This window comes from Bacillus sp. FSL H8-0534 (assembly GCF_038005885.1).
GTDB lineage: Bacteria > Bacillota > Bacilli > Bacillales > Bacillaceae_G > Bacillus_A > Bacillus_A pseudomycoides.
Window position 1 is genome coordinate 3,404,304 of sequence record NZ_JBBOUC010000001.1, and the last position, 14,534, is coordinate 3,418,837.

14 protein-coding genes are annotated in these 14,534 nt (G+C 37.7%); 13 read left to right on the plus strand and 1 reads right to left on the minus strand.

The genetic code is table 11. The features are described from left to right. From MHH71_RS17380 to MHH71_RS17415, 8 genes are all read left to right on the plus strand, one after another. On the plus strand, positions 1-975 hold the full coding sequence (locus MHH71_RS17380) for a DMT family transporter (RefSeq protein ID WP_033799241.1): 975 nt from the start codon (positions 1-3) through the stop codon (positions 973-975). Continuing rightward, positions 972-1,667, plus strand: a complete 696-nt coding sequence (locus MHH71_RS17385; RefSeq protein WP_033799240.1) for a CTP--phosphocholine cytidylyltransferase — start codon at positions 972-974, stop codon at positions 1,665-1,667. Before MHH71_RS17380 ends, MHH71_RS17385 begins: the two co-directional genes overlap by 4 nt. Positions 1,668-1,918: 251 nt before the next feature. Then, positions 1,919-2,911 (plus strand): UDP-glucose 4-epimerase GalE, encoded by a 993-nt coding sequence (galE, locus tag MHH71_RS17390; RefSeq protein WP_006096589.1) that lies wholly within the window; start codon positions 1,919-1,921, stop codon positions 2,909-2,911. 111 nt (positions 2,912-3,022) lie between these two features. Continuing rightward, positions 3,023-3,694, plus strand: coding sequence for a response regulator transcription factor (locus MHH71_RS17395; RefSeq protein ID WP_003202224.1), 672 nt, complete (start codon positions 3,023-3,025; stop codon positions 3,692-3,694). Between the two features lie 11 nt (positions 3,695-3,705). After that, entirely contained in the window at positions 3,706-5,136 is a 1,431-nt protein-coding gene (locus tag MHH71_RS17400; RefSeq protein WP_006096588.1) for a HAMP domain-containing sensor histidine kinase, read from the plus strand. Positions 5,137-5,202: 66 nt separating this feature from the next. Continuing rightward, a complete protein-coding gene (locus MHH71_RS17405) occupies positions 5,203-5,985 on the plus strand; it encodes a DUF3919 family protein (protein WP_006096587.1) in 783 nt (260 codons plus the stop codon). Next, complete coding sequence (locus MHH71_RS17410) at positions 5,982-7,016, plus strand: ABC transporter substrate-binding protein (protein ID WP_033799239.1); 1,035 nt, start codon at positions 5,982-5,984, stop codon at positions 7,014-7,016. The genes MHH71_RS17405 and MHH71_RS17410 overlap by 4 nt, the downstream gene beginning before the upstream one ends. Positions 7,017-7,035: 19 nt before the next feature. After that, entirely contained in the window at positions 7,036-8,376 is a 1,341-nt protein-coding gene (locus MHH71_RS17415; protein ID WP_006096585.1) for an MFS transporter, read from the plus strand. Positions 8,377-8,723: 347 nt separating this feature from the next. On the opposite strand, the gene MHH71_RS17420 is transcribed toward MHH71_RS17415, so the two are convergent. Continuing rightward, complete coding sequence (locus MHH71_RS17420) at positions 8,724-9,008, minus strand: hypothetical protein (RefSeq protein WP_033799238.1); 285 nt, start codon at positions 9,006-9,008, stop codon at positions 8,724-8,726. Between the two features lie 619 nt (positions 9,009-9,627). Between MHH71_RS17420 and MHH71_RS17425 the strand changes: the two genes are divergently transcribed. The 5 genes from MHH71_RS17425 to MHH71_RS17445 all read left to right on the plus strand — a co-directional run bounded on the left by MHH71_RS17425 (position 9,628) and on the right by MHH71_RS17445 (position 14,322). Continuing rightward, complete coding sequence (locus MHH71_RS17425; RefSeq protein ID WP_006096583.1) at positions 9,628-10,074, plus strand: hypothetical protein; 447 nt, start codon at positions 9,628-9,630, stop codon at positions 10,072-10,074. Between the two features lie 221 nt (positions 10,075-10,295). Beyond that, positions 10,296-11,486, plus strand: coding sequence for an efflux RND transporter periplasmic adaptor subunit (locus MHH71_RS17430; protein ID WP_003202236.1), 1,191 nt, complete (start codon positions 10,296-10,298; stop codon positions 11,484-11,486). After that, positions 11,483-12,163: an ABC transporter ATP-binding protein gene (locus MHH71_RS17435; protein WP_033799324.1), complete on the plus strand. Its 681-nt coding sequence runs from the start codon at positions 11,483-11,485 to the stop codon at positions 12,161-12,163. The genes MHH71_RS17430 and MHH71_RS17435 overlap by 4 nt, the downstream gene beginning before the upstream one ends. Continuing rightward, a complete protein-coding gene (locus MHH71_RS17440) occupies positions 12,160-13,359 on the plus strand; it encodes an ABC transporter permease (protein ID WP_018765168.1) in 1,200 nt (399 codons plus the stop codon). Before MHH71_RS17435 ends, MHH71_RS17440 begins: the two co-directional genes overlap by 4 nt. A 267-nt stretch (positions 13,360-13,626) precedes the next feature. Beyond that, positions 13,627-14,322: a Yip1 family protein gene (locus MHH71_RS17445; protein WP_006096925.1), complete on the plus strand. Its 696-nt coding sequence runs from the start codon at positions 13,627-13,629 to the stop codon at positions 14,320-14,322. Positions 14,323-14,534: the final 212 nt, after the last annotated feature.

Below are 14,534 nucleotides of genomic sequence, written 5' to 3' on the forward strand. Positions count from 1 at the left end.
ATGAGAAAAGTGCAAAGTAAAGGCATATTTTATGGAATATTTTCTGGTTTTGCTTGGGCTGTAGATACGGTATTGATTGGGATTATTTTATCTTCACAACTGATGTTAGCAACAGAACAAGTTGTGTTTCTTGCTCCTCTAGTTAGTACGTTTTTACACGACTTTATGTCCACATTATGGATGATGATCTATATGGCGATAAAGGGTCAACTCAAAACGGCCCTTTCTAAGCTGAAAACGAGAAGTGGACGGTTCGTTATGTTAGGAGCACTTATGGGTGGACCAATTGGGATGACGTTTTATGTATTAGCTGTAAAGTATATCGGGGCTTCTTATACAGCAGCGATTTCAGCTGTATATCCAGCAGTGGGTGCATTTTTTGCATTTGTGTTTTTGAAAGACCGTCTTCGTTCATGGAATTGGCTTGGACTTATCATTAGTATTGCATTTATTATCGTACTTGGATTTACAGGCGATGGATTTGCAACGGAAAACTATATGTTAGGATTTATTTTTGTCCTTATTTGTATCGTTGGCTGGGGCTTAGAATGTGTTATCTGTGCATACGGTATGAAAGATGAAGAAGTATCTCCAGAAGAGGCACTTCAAATTCGTCAGCTTGTTTCAGCAGTCACATATGGACTTGTTATTTTACCTTCAGTTGGAGGGCATTTCTTAACAAAAGAAGTTGTGATGAGCAGCGAGTTTATTTTAATCATTGTGGTTGCATTAGTTGGAACAGCTTCCTATGTGTTTTACTATAAGGCAATTCATGAAATTGGACCGACAAAAGCGATGGCGCTTAACATTACGTATTCTGCATGGGCGGTTGTCATTTCTATGTTAGCATTAGGATCACCGTTTTCATGGAAGTTAATTATTTGTTGTATTGCGATCCTTATAGGAGCTATATTAACAGTTGCAGATATAACTGAATTTACAAAAGCGAAAAAATATAGAGGTGAAGTAACATGAGAGCGATTTTATTAGCGGCGGGTATGGGAACTCGTTTACGTCCATTAACGTTAACGACTCCAAAATCATTAGTAGAAGTAAATGGCAAGCCGATGCTAGAGCGGCAAATTGAATATTTACAGGAAATTGGTGTAGAAGAAATTATTGTCGTAACAGGCTATTTAGCAGAGAAATTTGATTATCTTGTTGAGAAGTATAATGTGAAGCTTGTGCACAATGACAAATATAATGTGTACAACAACATTTATACGATGTATTTAGTTCGTGAATATTTACAAGATGCATATGTAATGGATGCGGATGTTTATTTACACCGTAATATTTTTATAGAGAACCCAGAGTCATCCCTATACTTTAGTGCGAAGAAGGAAGATTTCCGTAATGAATGGATCATTAAGCATGACGAAAATCGTAAAGTATATGATATTGAAATTGGTGATGGTAACGATGACTACATCTTATGTGGTATTTCATACTGGTCAAAAGAAGATGGCATCCATATTGTGAAGAAACTAGAAGAAGTAGTAAATCAAGAAGATTTCAGTGAACTGTACTGGGATAATATTGTAAAAGATAACATTCAAAATTTAAATGTTCATTTGTACAAAATTGGTAGCAATGATAGTTTTGAGATTGATTCTGCCCTGGACTTGAAGAAAGTAGAAGAAAAACTAGCTGTTTTAGCGAAATAATCATTGTTGATGGTTTTATGAAATAATTGGAATTTAACTTGCCCTATAAAATAAAAGAAGATAAGCTATATTTTATAGGTTAAAAAGTACTATAAAGTGAACCTTCCATCAGTGGGGCGCTTTATCCCCAAAATGATGGAAGGTTCTTATCGATCAGGCAGTGCTCCTCTACCTATCTTCTTTGATGTAGAGGTTTTTCTGTCCGCAGATAGCAGGGTAAAATAATTCATTAAAAGTTGGGTGTGGAGAACATGGGTTCTATTTTAGTGTGCGGCGGAGCTGGTTATATTGGCTCTCATGCTGTAAAAAAGTTAGTTGATGAAGGACAATCTGTAATTGTAGTTGATAATTTACAAACAGGTCATGAAGATGCTATTGCAGAAGGCGTGAAATTTTATAAAGGTGATCTTCGCGATAAAAGTTTCTTAAGAGACGTTTTTAAGCAAGAAACAATTGACGCAGTCATGCATTTTGCAGCGGATTCTTTAGTTGGTGTAAGTATGGAAAAACCGCTTCAATACTATAATAACAACGTATACGGTGCGCTATGCTTACTAGAGGTGATGGATGAGTTTAAAATTGATAAATTTATTTTCTCATCAACTGCCGCGACATATGGAGATGTAGATGTTGAGTTAATTTCAGAAGAAACACCAACAAATCCTACGAACACATATGGAGAAACAAAATTAGCGATTGAAAAAATGTTGCATTGGTATAGCCAAGCTTCTAATTTAAAATATAAGATCTTCAGATACTTTAATGTAGCTGGTGCAACGCCAAGCGGTATTATTGGTGAAGATCATCGTCCCGAGACGCATTTAATTCCCCTTGTACTGCAAGTGGCTTTAGGACAACGTGAGAAAATCATGATGTTTGGTGATGATTACAATACACCAGACGGTACATGTATTCGTGACTATATCCATGTTGATGATTTAGTAGCGGCTCATTTCCTTGGACTGAAAGATTTACAAAATGGCGGAGACAGTGACTTTTATAACTTAGGAAACGGTAACGGATTTAGTGTAAAAGAAATTGTTGAAGCAGTTCGCGAAGTAACAAATCATGAAATCCCAGCAGAAGTTGCGCCAAGAAGAGCTGGAGACCCAGCGCGCCTTGTTGCATCGTCTCAAAAAGCAAAAGAAAAATTAGGCTGGAGCCCGCAATATACAGATGTGAAAACAATCATTGAACATGCGTGGGATTGGCATCAAAGTAAGCCGCATGGATATACGAAGTAAGAGTGATTTATAAAAGAGAGTGTATTGTCGTTCAACATATGTTCGATAGTGCACTCTTTTTTTGTATGGGATATTTGCTATACTAAAATGTACTGCGAAAGGAGGGGAACCATGAAAATACTTGTAGTCGATGATGAGTCGAGCATTCGGAATTTAATTCGGATGCAGCTAGAGATGGAAGGATATGAAGTGCTTACGGCCGCTGATGGAAAAGAGGCGCTGCAAAGGTGGGATGAAGAGCCGAATGTATTGATTTTAGATGTGATGCTTCCGGATACGGATGGTTATGAGCTGCTTCGGTTGTTCAGGGAGAAGGACCGAGATATTCCAGTACTCATGTTAACAGCGAAGAGTCAGATGAATGATAAGTTGCTTGGTCTTCAGCTTGGGGCTGATGATTATGTGACGAAGCCATTCAATTATGCAGAGTTGATTCTTCGGGTGAAGAATATGGCACGGCGTGTAATGAAGCACGGGGTACCTAAGGATGATAAGGTCATTCGGGCCGGTGAGTTAGTCATTTATCCGAAGGAACGAAAAGTGCATGTGAATGGAGAAGAAATTGATTTAACGTACCGTGAATTTAATTTATGCCAGTTGTTTGCTTCTAATAAGCAGCGTGTGTTTATGCGCGATGAGCTATTAGAGAAAGTATGGGGCTTTGAGTATAGCGGAAATACGAGAGCAGTTGATATTATGGTGCAGCGCCTTCGGAAGAAGCTTGGAGCAAGCGGAGAACATATTAAGACGATTTATGGCGTTGGTTATAAGTTGGATTGTTAAAAGGTGATAAGATGTCGTTAAAAAGAAATATGGTACTTGGTATAGTAGGATTATTGATTCCGATTTTGTTTCTTCTTTATACGGTGATTTACATTGCACTGGAAAAGAATATGTATCATAATGCAGCAGGTTCTTTAGAGAAGTTAAGTGTAGAAGCACAAATTTACACGATGAATTATTTAGAGAAGGAAGCAGAAGTGGAGACACTAGGGCCGAATTCACTCTTGATTGCTTCTTATTTAGCGAAGCGGATGGATGTTCGTGTGCAGATGATTGGAAAGAATGGAGAGGTCGTTGCCGATACAGAGAAAGGGGCCTTGCTTCATAAGAATATTGATATTGATCAGTCCTTACGAGGAAAGAAGGCATATGTGTTTGAAAATGATGATCCAGCACCACTTCTTTTATTTTCGAGTCCGGTTTATCATGGAAGCGATGTCATAGGGGCAATTCGCTTTATTAATGAATTACAAGATGAGAAAGAAGTTTTAACGAATGTGAGCTGGACATTTCTTGTTACATCGATTTGTTTAGTAGCAGGCGGCATTTTCTTTGCGATTCGTTTAGCGAAGTCTCTTCATAAGCCAATTGATCAGTTAAGACAAATGGCAAAGCGGCTCGCAAATGGGGATTATAAAAGTAAGATTGAGCTAAATGAGTATGTGGAAATTGCCCAGTTATCAGCATCTTTCAATGCAATGGCTGATGCGATTGAGCTGCATATGAGGCAGTTAAAGGAGGAGAAAGAGAAGCAAAAAGATTTCTTGGACCGAATTACACATGAACTAAAAACACCGCTCACTGCAATTATTGGATATGTAGATTTAATTCCGAAACTGCAATCTGCGCGAGATATAGAGGAAAGTCTTCATTATGTTTCGATTGAAAGTCAGCGTCTATTATCACTCGTTGAGGAGTTATTACAATCTTCGAAGTATGGAACGAGTACGTTTGAAGTTTCTCCGACGATTGTGGATATAAAGCAAATTGCAGAAGAGGCAATTTCGATCGTGAAGCCTCGTCTTCAGCAATACGAGATAGAAGTTATAAATGAATTAACAGAGGCACATGTTGTTGCAGACTTTGATAAGACGAAGCAGATTTTCTTGAATGTGTTTGATAATGCGATTAAATATAGTGATGCCACGCAACTGAGGATGAATGTCGCTAAAAATGAAGAGGAAGCGAAAGTCTTCATTCATGATGATGGGATTGGTATGGATGAAGCGATACTTGCAGAGTGGAATCGTTCTCGGGAAGGAAAAGTACTCTCTTCTAGTTATGGAAATGGATACGGTTTGTTCATTTGTCAGGAGATTATGACGAAGCAAGGCGGAAGCATGCGAATTGAAAGTAGTGAGGAAATGGGAACGATGGTGATGATCACGTTCTTATTACCAAGACGCATGGAAGATATAAAAAATTTGAAAGCGATTAAATGATACATTTATGAAACAATTATGCGGTATTTTCGAAACAACGTTTTTTTATCTTGGAGGTAGGCAGAAATGAAAAGGCTATCATTTCAAATTCTCTTGTTTGTCTTTTGCACGATTGCTGCTTTTGTATTGTTTTTTGCCATAGAGAAGCAATTGTATAACCACGTTACAACCTTAGATGACAAGCAGGCTGTTTTAGAAAGAGCAAGTGAATCTCTTCCTACTAAAGTGAAAGTAAGACATGAGAAGTGGGGAGAAGTAGTTGTAACAGATGAAGTTCGTCTGCATGCAATTGTTTCATTCTTTGACCAGATTCGAATGAAGCAAACAGAAGCGAAGATCCACGAACAAGTATTTACTGGAGAAGTAACGTACTTGAATGGACATAGGCGTACTTTTGCAGTAGGTGACTTGTTCCAGTACGAGGCAAATGTATATGGGAAGAATGGTACAGATCCGATGATTTCCGCATTTCAAACATATTTGCTGGGCCTATATTATACGCCAGAGCGTATTAGCGATTTCTTTGCATCAGCAAAGGAAGTTGTTTTGCGAGAAGGTGATGTAGTGCGTACTACGAATCTTACGCCGATACTTGATTCGATTCGGCAAGCAAAGCAAATTACGGACTATGGAGAAATTCAGAAGTTGCTGCAATCGCAGAAGGATCCAATCGCTTATATTACTGCTTATCAAAATGGTAAACATGTAAAGAATGAACGTGAGGATATTTTAACGATTTCTATATATCCTTCTTACTTTGTCGTGCAATATCTTGGCGATAATAATGGGAATGTGATGTATATGAAAGGCTCCCTAGCAAATCTATTTGTAAAGGAGAATGTTTCATGAGAAAGATAGCCTTTTTCTTCTTTTTGCTAGTAATTGGAGGAGCGATGTCTAGTTGCTCTCGAGATACTACCTCTATCAAATATAGTAAAAATGGTCTTCCAATTTTGAAAGATCGCCATCTTGTCGCGTATGTCGCGGCCCGTGAAGAAGTTGGTGAAGCGCTTTTATCATCGTTTTGTAAACCGCGCGGATGTACGTATGAATTTATTCGTCTTTCTACAGAAGAGCTGCTTAGAAGAGTGGAAGAAGAAGCGGGAAACCCGAAGGCAGATATTATCATTGGCGGTACATTGGATGCGCATCAAATGATGAAGCAAAAAAATCTATCTATTCCTGTTACAAGCCAGCATGCAAGTAGCATTTCAAAAGCCGTTAAAGATAAGGATGGCTTTTGGTATGGTTATGAAGTAGAGAAGCTTGCCATCGCGATTAATAAAGAGCGATGGAATAAGGAAATAGCACCGCTAGGACTTTCATATCCAACGAAGTGGAAAGACTTATTACATCCAGCGTATGCCGGAAAGATTGTCATGCCTGATCCGAATGTTTCAGGAACAGCTTATACGTTGTTCCAATCACTTATTGATACATTTGGTGAAGAAGAGACGAAGGGGTATGTAAGGAGCCTTGCCAAGCAAGTTGCAGAGGTAACGGTGAATGGTTATATGCCTGCTGAGTATGTGGCAAGCGGTGAATATATGATTGGTATTAACTTCATGGGAGACCAACGGATGCTTCAAAAACAAGGCTTTCCGATTTTGAGTAAAGTGCCTGAGCAAACGGGGTTATCTGTCAATGCAATTTCGAAACTGAAACATGCACCGAGTGGTATTATAGCGGATTTATTTATTGATTATTGTTTATCAGAAGAAGCAGGGCATATTTTAGAAAAAGTTTCGTTTGGCGTACCAACAATGCTTGCGAAGAATCAGAAAGAAATAGAAGGTCAGCCTGTTAGAAGAACGAACAAAAATGTATCAGATAGTGGAGTAATCGAGATATGGAATAGACAACGTCTCTTTCAAAAGTGAAAAAAGGAGAAGAGATAATATGTTTAATTGGCTTAAGCCTGCACCAGTAATTGAGCGTTTGCCAGCGAATATGATTGACAAAGTATACAGACTACTACGTCTTCGTGTGCTGCTCGGAATTTCAGTTGGATATGCAGCGTATTATTTAGTTCGTAGTAACTTTACGTTATCTAGTACGTATTTAATAAAAGAATATGGTTTTAGTACAACGGAATATGGTTTATTAGGTTCCGTTACGGCGATTGTGTATGGACTAAGTAAGTTCTTTATGGGAAATTTATCAGATAAAGCGTATGCGCAGCGTTTTATTGCGGTTGGTTTATTCTTATCAGCAATTATAAATATTTGTTTTGGTTTTGCATCTTCATTTGGCATGATTTTAACGTTATTAGTTTTCAATAATATTTTCCAAGGAATGGGAGCGCCTCCTTGTAGTACCGTAATGACGAAGTGGTTCTCGAAGAAAGAGCGCGGTACAAAAACAGGACTTTGGAATATTTCACATAATATTGGTGCGATGCTTGTACCACCGCTTGTTGGAATTGGTGTTGGTATTTTCGGTGAAAGTCATTGGCAAGCCGGCGTGTTTATCTTCCCAGCGATAATTGCAATGGTCATTTCAGTTCTTATGTGGGTGAATGCGAAGGATACACCAGAATCTGCAGGTCTTCCACCAATTGATGAATATCGCAATGATTATGAAGATCTTGAGAAGGCAGACAATGCCAACAAAATGTCACCAAAAGAAATTTTGATGAAATATGTAGTGAAAAACAAATTTATTTGGTATTTATGTATTGCGAATGCATTTGTATATTTAATTCGTTTCGGTGTTATTAACTGGGTACCGATTTATTTAACAACGGTTAAAGGATTTACAAAAACAGAAGCGCATGCAGCATATTCAATTTTTGAAGCAATGGCAATTCCAAGTTCATTAATCGTAGGTTTGTTAAGTGATAAGTTATTCAAAGGGAAACGTATGCCACTATGTGTGTTTAGCATGGTTGGTGTTGTTATTGGAACGGTGGTATACTGGCAAGCATCGAATATACTTGTTGTGAGTGCTGCAGTTTCGATTATTGGTTGCTTAATTTATGTACCACAATTTTTAATTGGTTTAAGTGCAATGGAATTAGTACCAAAATTTGCAGTAGGTACAACAGTTGGTATGTGCGGCCTGTTCGGTTATTTAGGAGGAAGCTTAGTTGCAAACGCAGCGATTGGTGTTATCGTTGATCGCTCTGGGTGGGACGGCTGTTTCATTCTATTATTAGCAGGCGGTATTTTATCTACGGTATTCTTATTTATCGTTCAATTTGGTCATGAGAGAAAAGGTCCTAAGAGCAAAATAGCATAATCGTTTATTTAAGGGAGCTGTCCAAAAGTACTACTTTTGGGCAGCTCCTTTTATGTACATCTTATCAGTATAGATTTATATAAAATGAAAGAGATAAGGTGTAGTTTTTGAAACTTAGTAACAGTTTATCAAAAAGGCACTCGTTTTCGGATGCACTTTTTATTTGTGAGCAGTAAGACCTTTACCTTAAGATTTAGAGAAAAGCAAGGAGGATAGGTAGAGGCTTTCCATCATTGAGGGATGAAGAAAACCCTCAATGATGGAAGTTTCGTTTTATTTTCCCCATCTTGGTGAGGGGATTTTTCGATGACAAAAGAGGGGGATAGTTAGCTAAAATAAGAAAGATTTTAAACTATTCTCTGAAGGTTCCCTGCAAAATATAAATTAAGAATTTCACAACTCCATGCTGAATCTGAAACGCCTAGCGCTGGGGACTGAAAGTTAGTAATGATAACGCAATGCTTGTTATCGAGCCAATCTATGCTATCTACAAAATATGTTAAAGGTGCTGCTCCTGAAAAAGGTATGATAACATCAAAGCTTATCTGCTGAAACCCTGCTGCTGCTGCTTGCACATAGAATGCACGTATTTGATTATATGCAGGGCAACAAGTACGTGGTTTTGGTGGCATATTCTATCACCTCACTTTTAAATAGATTTAATATATTAGTATTCAGACAAGCGTGAATTAGCTTGGGCGAATGTATGAATATTTGATTGCAATGCAAAATATAATATATCTTTCTTTACAGCCTTGATTTATCCCGTATTAACGGGTAGTAAGTAATACTCCTACCTCAAAATTCGGTGAAAGAAAAGAAGTTAGGTGGGAGATAAACTGCCCGTAAAAGCCTGATTGGTCGGGCTAATAATCAGTGGGGGATGAAGAAAACCCTCACTGATTAAAGTTTCACTTTATCAAACTGTTATATATTTCAATGTATCTTTATAGTTGGTTTAACGGATATTATATGTGAATGTGACTACTGGAATAGTAATAGTATCAAAATTATTTTCTTGTAATCTTTTTTGATGCACTTATTACATAATGTTATTTCTAGTACATACAGTATTATGGTTATAAATTAATAGATTATATGTGATATCTATTAAGAATGAGTGAACGGATAGAGTGAAAGTACATTATATATAGAAAATTAACATTCATTTTACAATATCTTCAAAAACAAATGTTAAAATTCAGTAGGAGTTAGCAAGACAAATTATATGTATGAAGGAGATGCTGGGAAGTGGGAATTTTTGTATCAGAAGTAGAAACGTTTTTGTTCTGTTCCGCAACAGTCACACAGCGAGATTGTACATTTGATTTTGTCGTTCGTAGTACGCCGATAGGGATTGTAATTTGTTTAGTAGAGGATTATGAAGTAGAGTGGCTTCCGATGAGAATTGAAACCTATTTGAAAGTGAATGGAAGCATGTTTCCAGATGAAGATGCAAAAGAGGAATTTCGTAAACAGTTAAATAGTGAAAATGGCTGGATGTTAGACAAGCAAGGTGATAACCCAGAAGGCATTGTTCAAAGAGCAATGCGAGCTGATGAATATGAAGCGTTTCAAACGGTAGAAAAGAATATTCCGCGCGAGATGAGAAAAGACGTGACAACTCTTCCATTTGAGCATGATTTGGATCAAGCGAAATGGAGTACTTGGAGGAAACGTCCAAACCGCCTTATGTAAGGTGGTTTTTTTAAGTCTTTTCATGTGGCTTTTAAGTTTCTTAAAACTTGCTTAAAAGATAAAACGTCATATTTCTAAACATTGGTATTTTTGTTACAATATAAGTGATAGTGTAAAACTTTGTAAAGAAAGCGTAATAATTTAAGAGATGCGGGTATCGTTTTCTGAAAGTTTTACATAATTGAAGAACTACTATATAAAGATATAAAAGGAGCGAGAATATGTTACCAAATACGGTTCGTACTCCAAACAAAAAGAAGAAATGGATTATCATTGGGGTTATTGCATTAATTGTCGTCGTTGCAGCCGTCAATATTTTTATCATGCAAGGAAAGAAAAAAGGCGCGGCACAGGGAGACGCTGTTAGCTTTGAGAAAGTAACAGAACGTACATTGAATAATACGAAATTGATTTCCGGACAAGTAAAGCCTGGAAATATTGAGAGCTTCTACGCAGATCCGACAAAAGGAAAAGTGAAGGACATTGCGGTGAAAGAAGGACAGGAAGTAGAAAAGGGCGCGAAATTATTCTCTTATGATAATGAAGAAATCAATTTACAAATGAAACAAGCTGAGCTTGATCAAAAAATGGCAAGTATGCGCTATGATCAAGGGAAAAAGAAAATAGATTCAGTAAAGAACCAGATTAAGAAAGCGAAAGATAGCGGTGCTGGGAAAGAGGTAACAGATCCGTTAGAAGAGCAAGTAAGCGAATTAGAAATAGGGCAAAAAACAATTGACCTTGAGAAAGAAAAAGGTCAATTACAATCACAACAATTAAAGAAAAAACAAGATGAACTCACAATTTATAGTAATTTCGCTGGTGTTGTGCAAAAGTTAGATAAAGATGCAGCACAAAGTTCAGCGCAAGCAATGGGTGGACAAGGAAAATCATTTTTACAAATCGCTTCTAAAGATTCATTCCAAATTCAAGGGACATTAACAGAACTTCAAAAATCACAAATTCAAAAGGATCAACCATTTACTGCAACTGCAAAAGCAAATAGTAAGAAGAAATGGACAGGTAAAATTACAGAGGTAAGCGAGTTCCCGACAAGTGCAGAAATGGCGCAAGCAGCCGGTGCTGGTGAGGGAGCACAAAACATGTCTCAGTATACATATAAAGCTAGTTTAGATGGACAAGAAGGCTTATCTCCGGGCTATCATGTATCTCTACAAGTAAACCTAGAAAACAAGAAAATGATTGCTGTTCCTAGTAAGAGCATTGTAGAAAAAGATGGTGAACCATTTGTTTATGTAGAAGAAAAAGGAAAACTTCGTAAACAAAATGTGAAAAAAGGTTCTACTGATGGAGACTGGACAGAAGTTCTTGAAGGCGTAACAGTGGGGCAAAAGGTGGTTAAAAATCCTTCCGACAATGTATATGACGGAATGGAAGTGAAAGAAAAATGATTACGTTAAACAATATTCATAAAACATATTATCAAGGGAAACTGGCGGTACCGATTTTACACGGTATTAGTTTAACGATTCAAAGTGGTGAGTTTGTTTCCATTATGGGACCGTCTGGTTCAGGGAAATCAACGCTCATGAATATTATCGGTTGTTTAGATCGTCCAACAGAAGGCGAATATATGTTGAACGATGTGAATATCTTAACAGCAGACGAGTCAAAGCTTGCTCTCATTCGCAATGAATATATAGGCTTTGTATTCCAGCATTTTAACTTATTGCCACGTCTTTCAGCGGTAGAAAATGTAGAACTTCCGCTTATATATGGCGGCGTGAAGAAAGCGGAGCGCCGTCAGAGAGCTCTTGAAGCACTTGGGAAAGTCGGATTGTCTGACCGCGTGCATCACTTGCCAAGCGAACTTTCAGGTGGGCAAAAGCAGCGTGTAGCCATCGCACGTTCCATCGCAAATGACCCAACGTTCATTATGGCCGATGAACCAACAGGTGCTCTTGATACAAAGTCTGGACAGCAGGTTATGGATATTTTCACAAAGTTAAACGCAGAAGGTACAACGATTGTTATGGTTACGCATGAAGAAGAAGTTGCGGCATATTCTTCGCGCCGAATTGTGTTAAGAGACGGGAAAATTACAGAAGATAGAAGGTGTGCGGTATGAGTTTACTAGATAGTATAAAAATTGCCCTATCTTCTATTCTAGCTCATAAACTGCGCTCAGCGCTTACGATGCTTGGGATTATTATAGGCGTTGGTTCCATTATTACTGTTGTTGCGATTGGGCAGGGCGGAGAAGCAGCGTTAAAGTCACAATTCGTTGGAGCTGGTAATAACGTAATCCCAATTCACTATAGTGCGGATATAAATGATCCGTATGGTATGGAAATGATGGAACAACCAAAGTTAACTGAGGAAGATATTTTTGAAATAAAAAAACTTCCAGAGATTGCGCATGTTCTTACAACCAATTCAAGTATGGAGCCACTCGATATTGAAGATAAAAAAGAGATGGTGAGTATTACAGGATTAGATAGTGAGTACTTCTCAGTAAATAAAGTGAAAGTGTTAAAAGGCCGATCCTTACAAGAATCGGATATTGCGCAAGGTAATAACGTCGTGATGATCAGTAAGAGTATGGAAGAAAAGGTCTTCAAAAAGGAAAGTCCAGTCGGAAAAATTATTGAGATGAAAGGACAACCGATGCAAATTATCGGTGTCTATAAATCAAATAATGAGTTTATGGGAATGGGGCCATCGGAAGCTTTAATTCCAATTACATTGTGGCCAACAATATATGGAAAAGATGAGATTCAAAGTATTTCTGTTCAAGCGAAAAATGTGGATGATTTAGAAAAAGCGGGTAAAAAAGCTGCTGATGTATTAAATAGTCGTAAGCCAAGTGATGCATCTGGTAAATACGAAGTGATGAATTTAAAAGAAATTCAAGAAGGTATTTCAAAAATGACGGGCATTATGACAATGATTATTGGTGGTATTGCTGGTATTTCATTAGTCGTTGGTGGTATTGGTGTTATGAACATTATGCTCGTATCCGTAACAGAACGTACACGTGAAATTGGGGTACGTAAAGCACTTGGAGCAACGCGCAGTAAAATCTTGCTACAATTCTTAATTGAAGCCGTTATGTTAACGCTTCTTGGTGGATTGATCGGAATCGGTCTTGGTTATGGTGGTGCATATATTGTTTCTACATTTGCGAAATGGCCACCGCTCGTTTCATGGGAAGTTGTCGTTGGCGGCGTGTTATTCTCGATGACGCTCGGTATTATTTTCGGATTAATTCCAGCGAATAAAGCAGCGAAACTAGATCCTATTGAAGCACTTCGTTATGAATAGATTGGTAGTGTAGTAGAGGGGCGTTCCTCTACTACACATACAAATAGAAAAAAGATATAAAACCATTTCTTTTAGGTGGGAGAGGGAATCCGCTCGAGGATAGAAGCGGTCAGAGCCTTTTTGGCCCCATGCTAAGTGAAACCAAAGAGAGAACAAGAGTGCAAGTCGATTTTTATATTATTCTAGTGGGCGGTTCACAGTCTCTGGGGAAGAGGAAGTGAACCGCCCGTTAGAACGGGTGAGAAAAATACAAGGAGGTTTTTTAGAATGGAACCGAATGTTAATTCGCAAAAGGTTAGTGGAGAAAAACCATCTTTACTAGGGATGATCACATCTCCTGGCTTACAGTTTGAGAGAATGAAAGCGACTGATAAGGTTTGGGGTATGTTCTTTTTGGTTGCGTTGTTACAAGCACTTGTAAATGGATTATCTACATATGTGGTGCAATCATCGCCTGAGATGATGGAAATTCAGAAGAAATTTGGCACAGGCCAAGAAGAATCTATCGGATATTTAGTTGGTAAGTCAATCGGTTCAGGTTTTATTGGGATAATAATTGGAACTCTTATTGTAGCAGCTGTCTATAAAATCTTTATGATGTTTTTTGGAAATGATACTCCTTACAAAAAATTGCTAGCTATTATTGTATATTCAAGCATTGTTGTTGTTATTGGTGGACTTATTAATTCTCTTTTAGGTTTAATTTTTGGAAGTGGTGCAACTGGGTATACAAGCTTAGCACCATTATTTGACCAAGGTACTACAGGGTATGCAATTGGTAGTGTAGTTGAGATATTTTATTTATGGAATATCGTATTAATTTGGATTGGATTACAAATTACAGCTGGGTTAGGAAAAGTAAAAGCTGCGGTTCCAGTTGTTGTTCTCTTCATTATTAAAGCAGCGTTCTTAAGTTTAATTGTTATCGTATTAGCAAAGTTTATGCAAAGTTTCAATGGATAAGAATATGTGCAGAAAACGGCTCGAGAAGGAGCCGTTTTTTATTTTTGTATGTATTTGAAATACTAGGCCTCGTATTTCAAATTTCCTCTACAGATATTTGAAATTTCCCTATGCGGAATTTCAAATAACTCACCATGAAATCCTCTTTATCTTCTTATATTGTAAAGGTACCGCGGAATAACAAAGAGGTATACCTTTTAGAAATAGGTATA